Raw genomic sequence first — 19,061 nt, forward strand, 5'->3', positions numbered from 1 at the left:
CCGATACGTTGATCTTTATTCATTCGGGTTGTTAAATGCAACCACATTCAATAACCGATCCATCAGGAACCACATGGCCCGACAACAAACATTGGCGCAGAGCGAATGCCCGGTGGCCCGAACCCTCGAAGCCATTGGCGATCGCTGGGCCTTGATGATCATTCGCGACGCGTTCGATGACGTGCGCCGTTTCAGTGAATTCCAGAAGCGTCTGGGCCTGGCCAAGAACATCCTCACGGTCAAACTGAAAATGCTCGTCGAGTTGGGCGTGCTGGAGCTTCGGCCCGCGTCAGACGGCAGTGCCTACAAGGAATACGTGCTCACCGACATGGGCCGCGCGGTATTCCCCATCGTCGTCAGCCTGCGGCAGTGGGGCGAGCGCTTTCTGTTTGCGGAAGGCGAGGAGCACTCGATTCTGCTCGACAACGAACGGGCCGAGCCCGTTGAGACAATCGTCGTGCGCTCCCGGGCGGGCGCGGTGCTGGCCCCGGCGGACTGTCACCGAAAAGTGGTGACGCGCCGGCAATGAAGCCGGGCATTTAGCCGTGGCGTGTATTCACAGCCGCGCTATCTCCATGGCATGAAAAGTCGAGTCGGCAACCGCCGGGTTTTTGATCTAGGCTGTTTTCGATCCTCGATCAGCAGCGGTGCGCCGTTGCCATATTTCCAGCAACGCGACTACGGGAGTGCCTGATGAGCCTTTCACCTTTCCACCTCGCCATCCCGGTCTACGATCTTGCCGCTTGCCGGCGTTTTTACGGTGAAGTGTTCGGCCTGGAGGAGGGCCGATCCAGCGCGCAATGGGTCGACTTCAACTTCTACGGCCACCAATTGGTCATCCACGAACAGCCGAAAACGGCTGCCCAGCGAAGCGTCAACAGCAACCCGGTAGACGGTCACGACGTACCGGTCCCGCACTTCGGCATCATTTTGCAGTGGGAGCAATGGGAAGCACTGGCCGAGCGACTGAAGTCATTCGGCACGCAATTCGTGATCGAGCCCTACATTCGATTCAAGGGTCAGGTCGGCGAGCAGGCGACCATGTTTCTGCTCGATCCCTGCGGCAATGCGCTGGAATTCAAGGCGTTCAAGGACATGAGTCAGGTGTTTGCCAAATGATCACAGCGTAGTGATCTGGCCGTTGCGATCGCGTTCATAAACCTTGGTGGCCTGCAGCTTTTCCTTCAGCCAGCGCTCGGCGGTGCCCAGCGGCCGTTGGCGTGCCCATAACAGGTCGACGCCGATTTGCCAGTCGGTATGCGGGTACGCCGACAGCTGCAACTCGACCAGTTCGCCATTGCCCAGTTCACGCTGGATCAGTTGGCGCGGCAAGGTCGCCCAGCCGAGGCCGGCGCGGACCATTTCCAGCAGGGCCAGATAGCTTTCCGCTTGTCACAGTTGCGTCGAACGCAGGTATTCACTGCTCGGCAGTTTGCTGGCGTGCGCACTGAACGCCAGGCGCCGGTGCACATGCAAATCGTCGAAGGTGACGTTGTCCAGTTTCGCCAGCGGATGATCGGGATGGCAGACGTGCAGCATGATCAGTTTGCCCAGTTGCTGGAACGCCAGTTCCCGAGGATAGCCCGGCTGCGAAAACGCCACGCCCAGCACCGCCTCGCCACTGCTGACCAGTTCGCTGACATCGCCGTAGACCGGGTGACGAATGATCAGATCGACAAACGGGAAGGCCTGCTCGAACGCTTGCAGCACCGGCATGATCGGGCCGTACGGCGTTTCAATCGCCAGGGTCAGGCTCGGTTCGACGCTATCGGAAAGGCAATCGGCGTGGGCCTCGAACGTCATGCAGCGCTCCAGTACCGCCTCTGCCTGCACCAGCAATTTGTGCCCGCTGGCGGTGAGGGCAGGGCTGCGATTGCGGCGGTCGAACAGCTCTACGCCAAGGTCGGTTTCCAGATTGGCGATCGCTGCGCTGATAGTCGATTGCGTCTTGCCCAGCTTGCGCCCGGCGGCGGAGAACGAGCCGCTTTTCACCACCTGGACGAACATCAGCAACTGATCGAGTGAGAAGCGCACGCGGTGTACTCCGAGGTTGAGCGAGACGGCGATTGTGCCGCGTCTTTGCCATCGAAAAAAGCGATGGTTGCCAATTTGTTTCATCGTTAAAAACATTCAAGGATGACCTCGCGTCTTCGAACGCCGGGGCCGATTCTCTCTGTGCATCTGTCCCTGAGCGCCCGCGATTACAACCAACGCTGCCCCTTCAGGAGCTTGTGCCATGACTACACAACGCGTTCACCCGGTCGATGAGGTGTTGCCCCTGCGGCAGCTTTTCACCTTCGGTCTGCAGCATGTTCTGGTGATGTATGCGGGAGCGGTGGCGGTGCCGCTGATTCTCGGCAGTGCGATGGGGCTGACGTCGGCTCAGGTGGTTTTACTGATCAACGCCAACCTGCTGACGTCCGGTGTGGCGACGCTGATTCAAACTCTCGGCTTCTGGAAGTTTGGCGCGCGTTTACCATTGATTCAGGGCTGCTCGTTCATTGCGCTGGCGCCGATGATCATGATCGGCAAGGAGTTCGGCCTCAGCCAGATCTTTGGGGCGGTGATCGCCGCCGGCTTCCTGACCATCGCACTGGCGCCTGTGTTCAGCCGCTTGCTGCGATTCTTTCCGCCCGTGGTGATTGGCAGCCTGATCACCATCATCGGTATCTCACTGATGCCGGCGGCGGCAATCTGGCTGGGTGGCGGTAATCCCGATTCGCCTGACTTCGGTCGCCCGGCCAGTCTGCTGCTGGGCCTGGCCACGGTCAGTGTGACGCTGGTGATTTATGCGAAATTCAGCGGTTTCATCGGCAACCTCAGCGTGCTCATCGGCTTGTTTGTCGGCAGCCTGATCGCTGCCGCCTGCGGCATGACGCACTTCAATCGGGTCAGCGAGGCGGCGTGGTTCGAGTTGAGCGCGCCAATGGCGTTCGGTGCGCCGGAATTTTCTCTGGTACCGATTCTGATCATGACCCTGGCGATGCTGGTGATCATGGCCGAGACCACTGGCAACTGCCTGGCCATCGGCAAACTGGTCGGCAAACCGACTACGCAGCAGACCCTCGGCAACGCCTTCCGCGCCGACGGCTTGTCGACCATGCTCGGTGGCCTGTTCAACAGTTTTCCCTATAACGCCTTCACGCAAAACACCGGCCTGATTGCACTTTCGAGCATCAAGAGCCGCTTCGTCGTCGCGGCCGCTGGCGCGATCATGGTGCTGATGGGCTTGTTCCCCAAGCTCGGCGCGTTGATTGCGGCGGTGCCCACTCCAGTGCTGGGCGGCTGCGCGATCGTCATGTTCGGCATGACCACGGTGGCGGGCATTCAGGAACTGTCACGGGTGCAGTTCGAAGGCACACGCAACGCCATTATTGTTGCGGTGTCGGTCAGCGTCGGCGTCCTGCCAATGTCGTTTCCGGCCCTGTTCGAACATGTCGGCCCGACGCTGAAACTGGTGCTCGACAGCGGCATTTTCCTCGGTGCGATCACCGCCATTCTGCTCAACCTCTTGCTCAACAAACAAAAACCATCGACCGACGCCGTCGGCGCTTCCACGGCCGAACTGGCCGACTGACATTTGTCTTTTCTCACTGCCCAGGAGTTACCCATGAATCAATTCACTCAGCTTGTTCCGGCCGGCGTCAGCGATCTGGACCTGGCATTGCTGCGCCAGACCATCGCCCTGTCGCAGGCGTCGAAACAACGTGGCCGGCACCCGTTTGCGGCGCTGGTGGCGGACCGCGACGGCAAGGTCATTGCCGAAGCGGGCAACAATTCGATGCCGCCGGAGGGTGATCCCACCCAGCATGCCGAACTGGTCGCGGTCGCTGCGGCGGCGAAGCGGTTGTCACCCACGGAGCTGGAGGCGTGCACGCTGTACACCAGCGCCGAACCTTGCTGCATGTGCGCGGGCGCGGTGTATTGGACCGGTGTCGGGCGAGTGGTGTACGCGTTATCGGAGCATGCGTTGCTCGGACTGACCGGCGATCATCCGGAGAACCCGACGTTCTCGTTGCCGTGTCGCGAAGTGTTTGCCAGAGGGCAGCGCACGGTGAGCGTTTTCGGGCCGATGCTGGAGGCAGAGGCGGCTGAACCGCATAAAGGGTTCTGGTCTTAGTTGTTATGGATCGTTCCCACGCTCCTGCGTGGGGATGCATCCGCTGACGCTCTGCATCACTTTTACTTCGTCGGGATGACATCCACACATTCCCCAGCGGAATGCCCCCCATGAAATCATTGGATTTTTCTTCTCCACGCTCACCGCGTAGCGTGTCGCAAAGACAAGGAGAATCGCCATGACCCAACCCGCCACTGACGCCGCCGGCAAATTCGACACCTCCCGCGCCAATGAATATGCCCGGCAAAGCCGCATTGCCCTCGCTGGCTACGATGCCTGTCACGACCTGTCGGCCTGTATGCTCGCCGCCAGCCTTGGGCAGTCGCGTCCGGCAAACGTGCTGGTGGTGGGCGCGGGGGGCACTGCGCAGGAAATTATCGCGATGGCCGCGCTGGAGCCGGATTGGCACTTCACTGCGGTTGATCCTTCCGGGCCGATGCTGGATGCTGCGACCGAACATCTGCGCGCCAATGATCTATTGCACAGAGTCCAGATACATCTCGGTCATGTCGAAGACTTGCCGGCCGACGCATCTTTCGACGCCGCCACCCTGATCGGTGTACTCCACCACCTGGGCGGTGACGAGGCCAAGCAACAAATACTGCGCTCCATTCAGGCCCGCCTCAAACCCGGCGCGCCATTGATCGTGGCCGGCAATCATTACGCTTACGCCAGTCAGCCGTTGCTGCTGCAAGCCTGGAGCCAGCGCTGGCGACAGCAGGGCGCAACCGCTGACGAGGTGCAGGCGAAGCTCGGGAAGATCTTGCAGGGCGCTGATCCGCCGCACTCGGAGGCGGCGGTTCAAACATTGCTGCATGACGCCGGATTCGGCGATGCAACACGGTTTTTCAGCAGTCTGTTCTGGGGCGCCTGGCTGACGTGCAAGCTCAGCCAGGCGACCCGACTTGCCTAAGTCTCCGTCCAGTCCAGCGCTGCCGTCTCGCGCCACTTCACGTCGGTGATCCCATAGCGCTCGGCCTGGGGTTTGGAAACCACTTTCAACGGTGGTTTACCCGGTTTCGGAATCGGCGCAATACCGGCGTCACAGCTCGCCCAATGCCAAGCGTCGGCGTTGCGCATACTCTTGGCGCGGATGACGAATGATTTTGGCTGGTCGTGATGTTTGTATTCGATGACGAAAATATCGGTGCTACGCATGAGTTCCTCCTTACGCTCATACGTAAATGATTTTGTCCGACAAGAAAAATTCAAAGGATTTTCTGGCCGGATGATCAGCGTCATTCAGCGCTCTAAAACGCGGTTCTTCATGAAACCGCGCAGGTTCATCAGGAACAGGCAAAGCTGCAGAACGATCAGCGCGTAAGCCCCGGCATGGACGCCCCAGATCACCCACAGCAAATTGCTCAGACTGAAACAAACGAAACCGCTCATGCGCCGTTGCGGTCGTTGCGAACCGATCAGCCAGGCGGCCAGAACGGTGACCAGCATCGCCGGCCATTGCACCCAATCCAGATATGCCAACGCTCTGTCCTCTGCACAGATTTTTTGATACGGAAAGGGTACACAGCAACCGAAGGATGGTCACCGCCCGCACGGCTCTGCGTCGCAATGGCGGTGAAGAAGGTTTCGCCCGGCAGAAGCCGGGCGAAGATTTCAGGCGCGCAATCAGTAATCCCAAATCGCAGGTATCCAACGGAAAGCAGCACCATTGATCGCGACCCTACCCACCGAAGGGAAGGCCAGATGCGTGGCGACGAACAGCTCGCCGCTGGCGGCGGCTTCCTTGAGCATGCGCACGCGCACTTCCACCGATTTGGCCGGATCGTGTTCGAAACCGTTGTGCCAGTCGGGGTGATCGAACGCCACCGGGAACAACGCGTCACCGGCAAAGGTCAGGCGCTCGCCACCGGAGTTGACGTAGACCACGCAGTGCCCTGGCGTATGACCACCGGTGAGTTTTGCAACTACGCCAGGTGCAACCTGGCATTCGTCTTCGAAGATGTGCAATTTGCTTTCATAGTGGTCGATGAACGCGTTGGCGGTGCTGCGCAGGACGTCTGGTACTGGTGCGGGCATGTCGGTGCTGGTGAAGTCTGGCGTGGACCAGAAATTCACTTCGGCAGCGGTGACGTGGATGCGTACGTCTTGACGCAGACGGCTCTTCACCGAGTCGACCAGCAGGCCGCCGATATGGTCCATGTGCATGTGCGTGATGACGATATCAGTGATGTCGGCGAGATCCACCCCGGCAGCGGCCAGGCGCTTGGGGAACTGCCCGGCACGCGGAAAACCGGGGAATTGGCCACCGAGGCCGGCGTCGACGAGGATGACTTGTTCGCCGCTACGCACCACCAGCACGTTGAGCGCCCAGTCAAAGGCGTCAGGGCCCAGATACATTTCCTTGAACCAGGCGGCACGGTCGGCGGGGTCGGCATTGGTTGACATGGTCTGGGTCGGCAACGGCAACACGCCGTCGCTGATCACCATCACGTCAATGTCGCCCAGGCGCAGGGCGTAGCGCGACGGCACCAGTTCTTCGCTTTGGGTTTGCAGGGCCACCGCGCGGTTGGCGGTGAAGGAATCCAGATGCAGGGTCATGGTGTTCTCTTTGTTTTCAGGGCTAAAGCGGAGGGTGAAATCAGGCTACAGGGATCAGCGGATCGGCGGCCGCGAGGGCAGCGCGACGATCTGCGGCGGGCGGGTAGATCCACACCGTGTTGATCTGCGTCTTCAGCTCTTTGGCTTCGGCCTTCACCAGCTTCAGCTGACGATCCCAGCCTTCCGTGTACACCGCGCCCCAGGCGCCCAGATCCAGGCAAGTCACGTACTTGGGCTGGCGATACATTGTCGGAGCGACGCCGAGGAGATCGGCGGCGGCGTTGTTGCCGGCGTAGCGACCCAAGCTGATCGCGTGCTGGCAAGACATCGCGGCATAGTTGCCGAGGTCGTCTGTGGCGGCGCGAGCGACATCACCAGCGGCAAAGACGTGATCGATGCCTTGCACCTTGAGGTTGCCATCGACGTGCAGGCGGCCCTGGCCATCGCGTTCGGCGTCGAGTTGTTCGGTGAGCGGGCTGGCGCGGAAACCTACGGTCCAGATCACGGTGTGGCTTTCGATGTGGCGGCCATCGGCGAGGGTGACGCCATTGGCATCCACAGCGGCAACGCTGGCATCGACGATCCATTCGATACCCAGGTCATTGGACGCCTCGATGATCGACGGGCGAATGCCATCACCCATGGTCGCGGCGATGTCCTTGCTGCGATCGACAATGATCACGCGCAGGTCTTGATCCTCACCGATGATCGCACGCAGGCGCGCCGGCATTTCCGTCGCGGTTTCGATCCCGGTGAAACCGCCACCGGCGACCACCACGGTGTTGCGGGCAACGCTGGCCGGTTGGTCGGCGAGGGCGATGAGATGACGTTCCAGACGCGCCGAGGATTCGATCTGATCGACATCGAACGCATGCTCCTTGAGCCCTGGAACCGGCGGCCGTGCGAGCTGGCTGCCACTGGCGAGAACCAGCCGGTCGTAGCTCAGTTGACCCGGACGCCCGGCCTCGTCGCGGTAACCGATTCGGCGCGCCTCGGCGTCGATGCTGTCAGCGGTACCTTTGACGAAACGCACGCCCACTGCATCGAGCAACGCGTCGAGCGGCGCGTACATGCTGTGCACGTCCGGCTCGTAGAAACGCGGGCGAATGCGCAGCTCGGCTTGCGGGGCGAGCAGCGTGATCTCGACATCCTGACGGGCATGCATATCCAGCAAACGCGCGGCGCTCAACGCACTCCACAGCCCGCCGAATCCCGCACCGATGACCAATAATTGCTGTTTCATAATGTGCTCCCTGACGCTGATGGATGGATGACACCCGAGCCCGACGCGGACTCTGGCGTGACGATCACTGGCCGCCGCAACTGCTTGCCGTACTGCCTGGCGCTCAATCGTTCGCCGTCGAGAGTCATGCTAGGGCGCGGAGGCTGCGTGCGCAGTTGTCCATCGGTGTGCGTGGGGTACGCATGGGTGGAAGAGGGGTATACGAAGGTATGGGGGGGCGAGGTGGGAATACCGGGCGAGGTGTTGTTCGAAACGAACATCGCCGCGCAGGGCGCCAGCACGCCTGCACGGCCGATGCCGTTGTTCAGTCGGTGGGCACTACGTTATCCAACCCTTTGTTGACGGCCAATTCCCCCAGCATGACCACCTGTGCAATGCCTAACAGCGTATTGCGCCGTGAGCCTTCCAGCATCCCGGCGAAATCACCGAGCATCACCGTGGCGGACGCCAGGGATTCGCACGCATTGACCAGCAAGGATTCGGTGTCGGATTCCGGGTTGACCATAAACAGCGTGTTGGGACTGTAAGGCGTGGCGTTGACCTTGGCCGGCGCGAGGTAATGGTCGAGCGCGCGCTCGGCGGCGTCATGAAGTTTTTTTGAATGGAAGGATTCGTAAGGCGATACCGGGTCGGTGACCGGCGGATGGGGCGGTGTCTGTGACATCAGCTGAAACTCCGATGAGAGCGGCTTGAGCGTCTGGATAAGAGGATGCCGCGCCACAGCAGTGGCGCGTCCGCTGGCAGTGAGGGAGCATGCCCCCTCGTGCCTGGGTTGCCAGCTAGTTCGACACGCGTCGGCTGTCGAGCACGCGATTGACGATCAGCTCACTCAACATGATCATCTGTTGCAACATCAGCAGCGATCGACGCTGTGGGTGATCAATCACGCCGCCGATTTCGCGGGCCATGTCATTGGCGGCTGTCAGCGATTCAGAGGCTTCGACGAGCAGCGTTTCCTTATCCACCGTCGGGTCAATGAGAAAGATCCTGCCTGGCTGGCGCTTGGGAATGGTGGTTTTGAGCGTCTGAGGGTCGAGGTAAAAGTTGATGGCGCGAGCGGCCGCATCTTTTATCCGCTGAGGTTCCAGAGCAGGGTCGTACGGGATTGAATCGGCTTCCGGCGGGTTTGGGGTTACTTTGATGAAGCTCCTAACACATTTAAGGGAGGCTTCACCCTTTCGCTACCAAACGAAGGGTGGCGGCCATGCACAGGTTGGTAGACCGGGTGTTAGGATCCGGCGCGCCCTAGGACGCCCTATACATGGCCACCGCAAATCCGAGACAGAAATCTCGACGGCAGATCTGTATATCTAACACTGCGGGCTACCAAACCCGATCACCTATTTCGGTGACCGACAAACGATAGGACCCGCAGCCTAGACGCACAAGCCGGCGGATTCTGAAGTACCCGTAGGCAGCGGCGCAAGGCGTTGTAGGCTTTTTGGAGGAGAAATCGGTGTAATTTAAACGTGCTTGCCAAGTCGTGTTTATGCGCTGTACGTGCCTGCTCATCTCACCTTTTCAGAATATCGGAGACCCGAATCTGTTTAGGCCGATCTCAAGGCCGTTGCGCCGTACGGATTACAAGTGACTTGCCGAGTGCAGCGGGAATCTTGTTATAGATCTCACCGCTTTCGATGAAAGCGATGTAGCCGTTTATCTTCCGTTGTAGCGCGAGCAGGTGCTCGGCTTGTAGGGTCTTATTGCCCCATTCTAGGTGGTCAGCGATGCCCAGGATGATGGCGCCACTGTCCGATTTGGGGATTCCCCACATATCGATAATGTTCGGGTCTGTTAAGGACACTGCGGATCCTTGGCCTCCAGCCGGTTTGTTCAATCCCTCTGAGGGAACCGAGCTACAGCTCTGTGGCTTGCCGCCCTTTGCTTTGCTTTAGCTCTACTAGCTCACACGCCTAGTGTCGAACAGCAAAGTCGTCCTTAAGCACAAATTCCATTCCGATGCCTACGCCTTTGAGTACCTCGGTCACGCGGTCGACAAAGGTTTCACCTTGCTCAGGTAGCTCATATAAACCATTGATGCGAATTTTCGGATTCTTGCCCTTGGCTGGCGGATAGCTTTCCAGCAGTTCGCCGCTCTCGATGAAGGCGATGTAGGTATTGATCTTCTCCTGTAGCAACAACAGGTGTTCACCCTGTTGGGCTTTGTCGCCCCATTCCAAGTGATCAGTGATGACGAGTACGACATTGTCGGGTTCCCACTCGGGTACTGCGATGATGTCGACGACTTTGGTTTCGGTGATGGACATGTCTGCTCCCTCAGAGGGTCGGGTCAGGTCGAATGATGTCGACTCTGGTGGGTGGGATTCGGGTGCCTCCGGTGAAGCCGGGTTTACCTTTGCCGACGGCGGTTGCGCCGGTCTTTTCTATTTCTGGAAAGCCCAATTTCTGATTGCGCGTCAGTGGCGCTGTTTCCGAAGATTTGCATTCGACGCAGGAGATGTTGCCGTCCGCATCGCGGCCCATCATATCAATGCGCGTGCGGGTTAGATCCCCGATGGCGTCTTCGAATTGGTGGAGGGTTTGTTGCTTAATTTCGACCGTGAGGATGGAGGTCCTGAACTTGCATTTCGGATGCAGCCATGGGGAGCGTGCTTGGAAATTGGCAACTCGGTAAGGGCCTTGATGCTGAACGTCACCGAGCCTTACCGATGCCATTGATATTCGTATTGGAACCATCAGTCGGGTGCCATCAGTAAGGCCAGAGTTATTTTGATAAACCCTTCATTCCTATCACACGTGTCCAATACATCCCTAACGTTATTAGCTACTTCTGCACTACCGCGTTGCTCTACCCATTTTGAAAGCTCCAGTATCGCCGCTTCTAGCGCTAACTGGTTTTCGTTGATTTTAAAAAGTAGGCTCGGCAAAAGATCTGGATTAGGCATGAGGTCGACTCCGTTCGAATTGCAGCGTGGCTGTTTTTGAGTATGGTGAAGAACCGGTAACTCTGGAACTGTAATAACTACTAGTTTTTAAGTCGTTTTCATTCGAAGCGTTATTCAAGAAAAGCATATCCAATTTGTCGATCATCCCGCACGTTCGCGCTAACAACTGATTCCTTTGCAATGTCATGTTTTTTGGGGTGAATCATTGAACACACCTTTGCGTTGGGCTTGATGAAAACGGTGCTGCGGCTTGGGCAATCGCGAGCAGGCTCACTCCTGCATAGGGTTGTGGTGGGTCAATGGGATAAATCCAGGCGACACGCAATTCAATCCGCTGACGGCCTCATCAAGTATTTCCGGATCTACGCAGTGCAACCTCAACCCAGGCAACTAACTCGTCCGCCGCAAAGGGTTTACGCAGGCAGGCAACGACATCAGTCGCTCGGGACTTGTCGCAAGGCAAATCTCCGTGATGCGCCGACACGAAAATCACCGGCATCCTCCAGCCTTGCGCCCGCAGTGCATCCAGCATCTGCAAACCACTCATGCCCGGCATCTGCATATCGGAAATCAGACAATCAGTCTGCGCCGGCCCGTCCGAGTCAAGGTAGTCCGCTGGCGCCGCATAGCAGAACACCTGATACCCCGACGCTCGCAGCAGGCTGCTCAGCGATGTGCGCATTGCCTCGTCGTCGTCCACTACCGCAATGACATGCGTCTTGTACATAACGCTCCCGGGCCGGGCGGCCGAGCTTGGTGACTCCTGTCGTTCTTGCACCATACGCTGATGGCCAGCGGGCAAAACTATACGTAGGTATAGCGGTTCAACCATCGCGGCTGAAGCGACTGCGGTACTCGCGCGGGGAGATCGACAGGTGGCGCTGGAAGCAGGCGCGCAGGCGTTCTTCATCGTTGAAGCCGCAGAGGCGGGCGATTCGTTCGATTTTGTGCGGGGAGTTTTCCAGCAGGCGTTTGGCCGCTTCGAGCCGGAACAGCTCGAGCGCTTTCGACGGTGTGCGCCCGGTGCGCGCTTTATAGACCCGCGTGAAGTTGCGCAGGCTCATTGCGGCTTGCTCGGCGAGGCGCTCCACCGTCAGATTCGGATCGCCGAGGCGCTCCATGAGCCAAAGGTGCAGATCATCGAACATTGCAGCGTCCTGCGCCTGCGATTGCAGCAGCGTGCTGTATTGCGCCTGGCCGCCGGGGCGTTTGATGTACACCACCAATTCCCGCGCGACTTGCAACGTCACTTCACGGCCGTAATCGGCCTCGACCAGCGCCAGCGCCAGATCGATCCCGGCGGTGACTCCGGCCGAGGTCCAGACCTTGCCTTGCTGAATGAAGATCGCGTCGGCATCTACCTCGACCGCTGGAAAGCGATCGCGCAAAGCGTCGCACATCGCCCAGTGAGTGGCAGCGCGGCGGGCGTCGAGCAATCCGGCCTGAGCCAGCAGAAACGCACCACTGCACACCGAGACCACGCGGCGGGCGAGGTGAGCATGGTCCTGCAGCCAGTCGCTCAGTTCGCGGTGCTTCTCAAGGGTCTGGCAGATGTCAGGGGCGCCGGGCACGACCAGCGTGTCCAGCGCGGCGGTGTCGAGCGTGGTTAGCGCTTGGGTGTCGATGGCCAGCCCTTCGACGGTCTGGATCAAGCCGCCGCTGAGGCTGGCGGTGTGCAGTTGATAACCGGGCTGCCCGCGCTCGGCCATGGCTTTGCTCGCGGCCCAGAACACGGTCTGCGCACCGCTGAGATCGAGCAGGCTCAGGCGTGGGTAGGCGATAAACACCACGTCGCGCGGGGCCGATGGAAAAGAGGAATGGTTGGACATCGCGGGCCTGCCTGTTTGCATCGCTAAAGGCGGGACTGCCTCGGCCTGGCCGATTTTCAGGGGTTTCTGGCCGGCCGGCAATGGCGCTGACTGTTAGCCTGATCGCTGAACGTCCGGCCGGCCGGTTGCTGGATGCGGTGGCCATCCTGAACTAGATTTATTGACCAGCCCAATGCGTGCTGCGATCTCGCCGAGGAGACACAATGACCTTGTGGTCGCATTCCAGCCCTGCGCAAAGTCCCGGCGTGCTCGGCGAGCCAGTGGTGTACGTGGTCGATGACGATGCCTCGATGCGCCAGGCCCTCGACAGCTTGCTGCGCTCGATCGGCCTGCAGGTGCAAACCTTCGACAGCGCCGGAGATTTTCTCGCGCAAGCGCAACGTGAGGTACCCGGTTGCCTGGTGCTCGACGTGCGCCTGCGCGGCGAAAGTGGCCTGACGTTTCAGGAACAGATGGAAAAAAACGGCTTGCGCATCCCCGTGGTGTTCATGACCGGCCACGGCGACATCGCCATGAGCGTCAAGGCGATGAAGGCCGGCGCGGTGGATTTTCTGGCCAAGCCGTTCCGTGATCAGGACATGCTCGACGCCGTGGCCAGTGCGTTGGCTCGCGACCGTGCGCGGCTAGCAGCCGAACACTCCGGCGCCGTTTTGTGTCGGGCTTACCAAACCCTGACCGCACGTGAGCGCGAAGTGCTCGGCTTCGTCATTGCCGGGCTGATGAACAAACAGATTGCCGGACAGCTCAACCTCAGCGAGGTCACGGTCAAGGTCCACCGTGGCCAGGTCATGCGCAAAATGGCCGCACGTTCAGTGGCCGATCTGGTGCGTATCGCAGAAGCGCTGGGCATCGAGCCTGTCCAGCGCAACCCCTGAGCGCTGGCGAAGTGCAACTCACCGTGCGGCAAAAACCTGAGCAGTGTCGACGCAGATGGCCAGCAGAAAACAGATTTTGTGGGAGGACGGCGAGCGGGTGCTGTCCCGTGAGCGCGGTTCGAATGATGGCAGCTTACTGGCGGTGCGTCCGGCGCTGGGCCAGCCATTGCCGAGCACCCTGGAGCGTCTTGCGCATGAATACAGCCTCAGGAACGACCTCAATCCTGCCTGGGCGTTGCAGCCGACAGCTTTGGAGCGTACGGGCACCCGAGTTCGTCTGCTGTTCGACGATCCGGGCGGCGAGCCGTTGTCGCGATTGCTGGTCGCCCCGCTGGATATTGAAACCTGCCTGGAATTGGCCACGAACATCGCCAAGGCACTGGGCCATATGCATCAGCGTGGCCTGGTGCACAAAGACCTGAAACCGCAGCATGTCTTTGTCCATTGCCATGATGGGCAGGCGCGGCTGACCGGCTTCGGCCTGGCCACGCGTTTGCCACGGGAGCGGCAAGCGCCCACGCCACCGGAATCTATCGCCGGGACGCTGGCTTACATGGCGCCGGAACAAACCGGGCGGATGAATCGTTCGATCGATTCGCGTAGTGATCTGTATGCCTTTGGCGTGACGCTTTACCAGATGCTCACCGGCTCGCTGCCGTTCAGTGCAAATGACCCGACGGAGTGGGTGCATTGCCATATCGCGCGGCTGCCAATGCCCGTGTGTGAACGGGTGGCGACGGTGCCGCCGATGTTCTCGCGACTGGTCATGAAACTGCTGGCGAAAACGGCCGAGGAACGCTATCAGAGCGCAGCCGGTGTCGAGCATGACTTGCGCCGTTGCCTCGATGACTGGCGCCGTATGCGGCAGATCGAGACGTTTACGCTGAACGAGCAGGGCGCCTGCGAGCGCTTGCTGATTCCGGAAAAACTCTACGGCCGCGAACACGAAGTGCAAACGTTGATCGATGCCTTCGCCAACGTGGTGCAGACAGGCGCGCCGACACTGGTGCTGGTATCCGGCTATTCCGGCATCGGCAAATCGTCGGTGGTCAGTGAACTGCACAAGGTGCTGGTGCCGTCGCGTGGCTTGTTCGCCGCCGGCAAGTTCGACCAGTACCAGCGCGACGTGCCTTATTCGACCCTGGTTCAGGCCTTTCAGGGGCTGGTGCGGACGCTATTGGGCAAGCGCACCGACGTACTGGCGGGCTGGCGCGAAGCACTGTTGCGGGCACTGGAAGCGAATGCGCGGTTGATCACCGATCTGATCCCCGAACTCAAGCTGATCATCGGCGAGCCGCCGCCCGTGCCTGAGTTGGAGCCGCAACAGGCGCAGCAGCGGTTCCTTCAGGTCTTGCAGCGTTTTATCGGCGTGTTCGCTCAGGCCGAGCATCCGTTGGCGCTGTTTCTTGACGACCTGCAATGGCTCGACGCGGCCACCCTTGATCTGCTCGAAGATTTGCTCAGTCGCGCAGAGACTCCTCATCTGCTGCTGGTCGGTGCTTATCGCGACAACGAGGTAGATGGCGATCACCCACTCAGCCGCACACTCAAGACCCTGCGTCACGCCGGCGTACACATTGACGAAATTCGTCTGGCTCCACTGGCTGGCGTGCACATCGAACAACTGATCAGCGAATCACTGCGCTGCCCGCCGGCGAGCATTGTCGGGCTGGCGCGGCTGGTACTGGACAAGACCGCTGGCAATCCGTTCTTCGTCATCCAGTTTCTGCACGCCCTGGCCGAGGAGAAGCTGCTGACATACGAGCCTGCGCGCCAGCGCTGGCGTTGGGATGTGCACCTGATCAACGGCAAGGACTACACCGACAATGTCGTCGATTTGATGGTCGGCAAACTGGCGCGGCTGCCCCAGGAAACCCGCCAGGCGCTGCAACAACTGGCCTGCCTGGGCAACGTCGCACGTCTCGACACGCTGGCCACAGTCCTTGATGTGCCGGTGCCTCACGCTCACTCCGCATTGTGGCCGGCGGTGCGGCTGGAGTTGGTCGAGCGTCAGGACGGTGCCTACAGGTTTGTGCATGATCGCATCCATGAGGCGGCGTATTCGCTGATCACTGAAACCGAACGGGCGCAAATGCACCTGCGCATCGGCCGGCTGCTGGCACTGCAAACCCAGGGGGAGCGGCGCGAGGAGGCGATCTTCGAGATTGTCGGCCAGCTCAATCGCGGTGCGCATCTGATCAGCCTGCGTGCCGAGCGCGAGCAGCTGGCCGAGTTCAACCTGCTCGCCGGCCAGCGAGCGAAGGCCTCGACCGCTTATACCTCAGCACTGACCTATCTGGGCGCCGGCGCAGAACTGTTGGGCGAGCAGGGTTATGACAGTCGGCATGAACTGGGTTTCGCTCTGGAGCTGAACCGTGCCGAGTGCGAATTTCTCACCGGCCAACTGCAGCTTGCCGACTCGCGCCTGGCGACATTGGCCGAGCGCGCCCTGACCACCGTCGAGCGCGCGGCGGTGGCGTGCCTGCAGATGGATGTCTACTTGCTGCTTGATCGCAGTGACCGGGCGGTGACGGTGTGTCTGGCCTTTCTGCGTCAGGTCGGCATCGATTGGCCAGCGCGTCCGGACGATAGCCAGGTGCGCGACGAATACCAGCAGGTCTGGACCAACCTGCGCGGGCGCAGTATCGAGCAGATGATCGACTTGCCGCTGATGGAGGATCCTGCCGCGCGGGCCACCCTCGATGCGCTGGGCAAACTCTTCGCGCCGGCGGTGCAGTCGGATCTGAACCTCGCCAGCCTGACCATTTGCAAAGCGATCAGCCTGAGCCTGCAATATGGCAACTGCGACGCCTCCTGCCTGCTCTATGCCAACTTCGGGCGCGTGTCGGGGCCGCGTTTTGGCGACTATGCCGCTGGTTATCGATTTGGCCGTCTGGGCTGCGATCTGGTTGATCGGCGCGGGCTCACGCGTTATGAGGCGAGCACCTGGTTGTGCTTCTCGATCTTCGTGGTGCGCTGGATGCGGCCAGTGCGCGAGTGCCGCGAACTGTTGCGCCGTGCGCTCAACGCGGCCCATCGCAGCGGCGATCTGCCGTATGCGGCGTTCGCTGGAAACAGCCTGATTTCCGATCTGTTATTCATCGGCGAGCCGCTGGCCGAGGTGCAGGCGCAAGCGGAATCAGGGCTGGTCTATGCACAAAAGGTCGGTTTCGGTCTGGTGGCGGATTTCATGCGCTGCCAGTTGACGCTGATCCGCATGCTGCGCGGGCAGACGCCGACGTTCGGCTGTTTCGACGATGAGGGGTTCGATGAAACAGCTGTCGAGGCACATCTGGCCGGTTCGGCGGATCTGGCGCTGGCGCGCGGCAAGTACTGGGTACGCAAGTTGCAGGCGCGCTATCTGGCCGGGGATTACGCGGCGGCCGCTGAGTGCGCGGCCAAGGCGCAGGGACTTTTGTGGGTGGTTTCGGCGTTTTTCGAGGAGGCCGAATACCATTTCTACGCGGCGTTGACCTTGGCGGCCCACGGCGAAACTGACGCCGGAGCTTTGCAGCGTCTGGGTCAACATCATGAACAGTTGCAGACGTGGGCGCGCTTGTGTGCAGAGACCTTCGCCAGTCAGGTGGCGCTGGTCGGCGCGGAAATGGCGCGCGTCACCGGGCAGTTGCTCGAAGCCGAATTGCAGTACGAGCAAGCCATTCAATTGGCTCAGGACAATGGTTTGCTCCATATCGAAGCGCTGGCCAACGAACTGGCCGCACGGTTCTACAGCGCTCGCGGTCTGGCCAGGATATCCCGCGTCTACCTGCGCGACGCACGTTATGCCTATCTGCGTTGGGGGGCTGCTGGCAAGGTGCGGGAGCTGGAGCGACGTCATCGTTTTCTGCGTGCCGAAGAGGCGCAACCGAATCCGGTCACCACGCTCATTACGCCAGTTGAACATCTCGACCTGGCAACGGTGCTCAAGGTCTCTCAAGCAGTCTCCGGCGAGATCGTCCTGGACCGTTTGATCGAAACGGTGATGCGCACCGCGATCGAACAGGCCGGGGCCGAGCATGGCCTGCTTATTTTGTTGAACGCCGACGTTCCCTATGTCGCTGCGCGAACCCGTATCGGCGACGGTGCCACGCAGTTGTGCAACGCGCCGCTGCACACGGTGGCGCTGGCAGAGTCGGTGCTCTACCAGACGCTGCGCACCGGCGAAAACCTGTGCCTGGACGACGCGGTTGCCGATCCGCTGTTCGCCGCTGATCCATACGTTCAGCAACGAGGCGCGCGCTCGATCCTTTGCCTGGCATTGATGAATCAGGCGCGGGTCGCCGGGGCGCTGTATCTGGAAAACAACCTGTCCGCCGGGGTGTTCAGCCCGACGCGTCTCGCCGTGTTGCGCCTGGTGGCGTCGCAGGCAGCGATCTCGCTGGACAACGCGCGCCTGTACCGCGACCTCGCCGAGCGAGAAGCGAAGATCCGTCGGCTGGTCGACGCCAACATCATCGGCATCATCGTCTGGGGCGTGGAAGGGGAAATCATCGAGGCCAACGACGCGTTCCTGCGCATGGTCGGTTACACCCGTGATGAGTTGCTTTCGGGCAATGTCCATTGGCGTGACATGACCCCGCCGGCGATGCGCGCTAACAGCGATATTGCACTGGCAACGGCGATCCACACCGGCCGGGCCCAGCCATTCGAAAAGGAGTACATCCGCAAGGACGGCAGTCGGCTGCCGGTGATTGTCGGTCTGGCCGCCTTCGAAGCGAGTCGGCGACAGGGCCTGGCCTTTGTGCTGGATATCAGCGAACGCAAGCTGGCTGAAGAGCAAGTGCGCGAAGGCGAGCGTCGTTATCGTCAGGTGCAAACGGAACTGGCCCACGCCAATCGTGTGGCAACCATGGGTCAGTTGGCCGCATCGATTGCCCACGAAGTCAATCAGCCGATCGCCGCCACGGTGACCCATGCCAATGCCGCGTTGCGCTGGCTCGGTGCAAAGCCACCAAATATCAACGAAGTCGAGCAGGGCCTGCGGCATATCATTCTCGACGGCAACCGCGCCGCCGACGTACTCGGGCGCATCCGCGCGCTGATACACAAAACGCCACCGCAGCGTCAGCCTGTCAGCCTCAATCTGCTGATTGAAGAAATGGTCGGTTTCAGCCGTGGCGAAGCGCTCAAGCACGGCGCCGAAGTCAGCGTTGAGCTGGCGGCAGATTTGCCTTTCGTAGTGGCGGACCGGGTCGAACTGCAACAGGTGTTGCTCAACCTGATCATCAACAGCCTCGAAGCCATGACGATCATGGCAGAGGGGCAGCGACGTCTGCTGATTCGCAGTGAGGCGCTGGGTTATAACGTGCACATCAGTGTCAGCGATTCGGGGCCGGGCTTTGCCTGCGAGCGGGCGGAGCAAGTGTTCACGGCGTTCTACACGACCAAATCCACCGGGCTGGGCATGGGCCTGTCGATTTGCCGCACGATCATTGAAGGACACGGCGGCAAATTGTGGGCCGAGCGCAATGAGCCGAGCGGGGCGCGGGTGGTGTTTGGCTTGCCGCGTTGTGAATGAACATGATCAAC

At 60.5% G+C, this 19,061-nt stretch carries 18 protein-coding genes and 2 pseudogenes; 7 read left to right on the forward strand and 13 right to left on the reverse strand.

The window, feature by feature from the left end:
• Window positions 1–73 precede the first annotated feature (73 nt).
• Both PspCFBP13508_RS00230 and PspCFBP13508_RS00235 read left to right on the forward strand, forming a co-directional pair.
• Complete coding sequence (locus PspCFBP13508_RS00230; protein ID WP_130912839.1) at window positions 74–529, forward strand: helix-turn-helix domain-containing protein; 456 nt, start codon at window positions 74–76, stop codon at window positions 527–529.
• A 164-nt stretch (window positions 530–693) separates the two neighbouring features.
• On the forward strand, window positions 694–1,119 hold the full coding sequence (locus tag PspCFBP13508_RS00235) for a VOC family protein (RefSeq protein WP_130912840.1): 426 nt from the start codon (window positions 694–696) through the stop codon (window positions 1,117–1,119).
• On the opposite strand, the pseudogene PspCFBP13508_RS00240 reads toward PspCFBP13508_RS00235, so the two are convergent.
• A pseudogene (locus tag PspCFBP13508_RS00240) lies at window positions 1,120–2,034 on the reverse strand (LysR family transcriptional regulator).
• Window positions 2,035–2,236: 202 nt separating this feature from the next.
• On the opposite strand from PspCFBP13508_RS00240, the gene PspCFBP13508_RS00245 reads away from it, so the two are divergent.
• From PspCFBP13508_RS00245 to PspCFBP13508_RS00255, 3 genes are all read left to right on the forward strand, one after another.
• Window positions 2,237–3,577, forward strand: coding sequence for a nucleobase:cation symporter-2 family protein (locus PspCFBP13508_RS00245; protein WP_137213264.1), 1,341 nt, complete (start codon window positions 2,237–2,239; stop codon window positions 3,575–3,577).
• A gap of 33 nt (window positions 3,578–3,610) precedes the next feature.
• A complete protein-coding gene (locus PspCFBP13508_RS00250) occupies window positions 3,611–4,120 on the forward strand; it encodes a nucleoside deaminase (RefSeq protein ID WP_016774265.1) in 510 nt (169 codons plus the stop codon).
• A 178-nt stretch (window positions 4,121–4,298) separates the two neighbouring features.
• Window positions 4,299–5,033, forward strand: a complete 735-nt coding sequence (locus PspCFBP13508_RS00255) for a class I SAM-dependent methyltransferase (protein ID WP_137213266.1) — start codon at window positions 4,299–4,301, stop codon at window positions 5,031–5,033.
• Here the strand turns inward: PspCFBP13508_RS00255 and PspCFBP13508_RS00260 are convergent.
• The 12 genes and pseudogenes from PspCFBP13508_RS00260 to PspCFBP13508_RS00315 form a co-directional block, all read right to left on the reverse strand.
• The gene (locus PspCFBP13508_RS00260; protein ID WP_137213268.1) at window positions 5,030–5,278 is read right to left on the reverse strand and encodes a DUF6555 family protein; all 249 of its coding nucleotides are present in this window, start codon (window positions 5,276–5,278) and stop codon (window positions 5,030–5,032) included. The two genes, PspCFBP13508_RS00255 and PspCFBP13508_RS00260, sit on opposite strands and share 4 nt — an antisense overlap.
• An 84-nt stretch (window positions 5,279–5,362) precedes the next feature.
• Entirely contained in the window at window positions 5,363–5,602 is a 240-nt protein-coding gene (locus PspCFBP13508_RS00265; RefSeq protein ID WP_016774268.1) for a hypothetical protein, read from the reverse strand.
• A 144-nt stretch (window positions 5,603–5,746) separates the two neighbouring features.
• On the reverse strand, window positions 5,747–6,679 hold the full coding sequence (locus PspCFBP13508_RS00270; protein WP_130912844.1) for an MBL fold metallo-hydrolase: 933 nt from the start codon (window positions 6,677–6,679) through the stop codon (window positions 5,747–5,749).
• A gap of 40 nt (window positions 6,680–6,719) precedes the next feature.
• Window positions 6,720–7,922: an NAD(P)/FAD-dependent oxidoreductase gene (locus PspCFBP13508_RS00275; protein WP_137213270.1), complete on the reverse strand. Its 1,203-nt coding sequence runs from the start codon at window positions 7,920–7,922 to the stop codon at window positions 6,720–6,722.
• A gap of 304 nt (window positions 7,923–8,226) precedes the next feature.
• Window positions 8,227–8,586 carry a DUF6124 family protein gene (locus PspCFBP13508_RS00280; protein ID WP_137213272.1) on the reverse strand — a complete coding sequence of 120 codons (360 nt, stop codon included), beginning with the start codon at window positions 8,584–8,586 and terminating at the stop codon, window positions 8,227–8,229.
• A 115-nt stretch (window positions 8,587–8,701) separates the two neighbouring features.
• A complete protein-coding gene (locus PspCFBP13508_RS00285; protein WP_137213274.1) occupies window positions 8,702–9,064 on the reverse strand; it encodes a hypothetical protein in 363 nt (120 codons plus the stop codon).
• A gap of 416 nt (window positions 9,065–9,480) precedes the next feature.
• The gene (locus tag PspCFBP13508_RS00290) at window positions 9,481–9,726 is read right to left on the reverse strand and encodes a DUF6572 domain-containing protein (protein WP_241669475.1); all 246 of its coding nucleotides are present in this window, start codon (window positions 9,724–9,726) and stop codon (window positions 9,481–9,483) included.
• A gap of 109 nt (window positions 9,727–9,835) precedes the next feature.
• A complete protein-coding gene (locus PspCFBP13508_RS00295) occupies window positions 9,836–10,189 on the reverse strand; it encodes a DUF6572 domain-containing protein (protein ID WP_016774273.1) in 354 nt (117 codons plus the stop codon).
• A 10-nt stretch (window positions 10,190–10,199) separates the two neighbouring features.
• A pseudogene (locus tag PspCFBP13508_RS00300) lies at window positions 10,200–10,427 on the reverse strand (pyocin); the annotation flags it as partial.
• 191 nt (window positions 10,428–10,618) lie between these two features.
• The gene (locus tag PspCFBP13508_RS00305) at window positions 10,619–10,828 is read right to left on the reverse strand and encodes a hypothetical protein (protein ID WP_130910827.1); all 210 of its coding nucleotides are present in this window, start codon (window positions 10,826–10,828) and stop codon (window positions 10,619–10,621) included.
• Between the two features lie 346 nt (window positions 10,829–11,174).
• Complete coding sequence (locus PspCFBP13508_RS00310; protein ID WP_137213276.1) at window positions 11,175–11,555, reverse strand: response regulator; 381 nt, start codon at window positions 11,553–11,555, stop codon at window positions 11,175–11,177.
• 97 nt (window positions 11,556–11,652) lie between these two features.
• Entirely contained in the window at window positions 11,653–12,657 is a 1,005-nt protein-coding gene (locus PspCFBP13508_RS00315; protein WP_137213278.1) for a DJ-1/PfpI family protein, read from the reverse strand.
• A gap of 203 nt (window positions 12,658–12,860) precedes the next feature.
• Here PspCFBP13508_RS00315 and PspCFBP13508_RS00320 point away from each other — a divergent pair, with 203 nt between their 5' ends.
• Together PspCFBP13508_RS00320 and PspCFBP13508_RS00325 are read left to right on the forward strand one after the other, a co-directional pair.
• Window positions 12,861–13,532, forward strand: coding sequence for a response regulator transcription factor (locus PspCFBP13508_RS00320; protein ID WP_016774275.1), 672 nt, complete (start codon window positions 12,861–12,863; stop codon window positions 13,530–13,532).
• A 55-nt stretch (window positions 13,533–13,587) separates the two neighbouring features.
• A complete protein-coding gene (locus tag PspCFBP13508_RS00325; RefSeq protein WP_137213280.1) occupies window positions 13,588–19,050 on the forward strand; it encodes an ATP-binding sensor histidine kinase in 5,463 nt (1,820 codons plus the stop codon).
• The last annotated feature ends 11 nt before the right edge of the window (window positions 19,051–19,061 follow it).

It is taken from the genome of Pseudomonas sp. CFBP13508, from assembly GCF_005233515.1.
Classification (GTDB): Bacteria; Pseudomonadota; Gammaproteobacteria; order Pseudomonadales; family Pseudomonadaceae; genus Aquipseudomonas; species Aquipseudomonas mercuritolerans.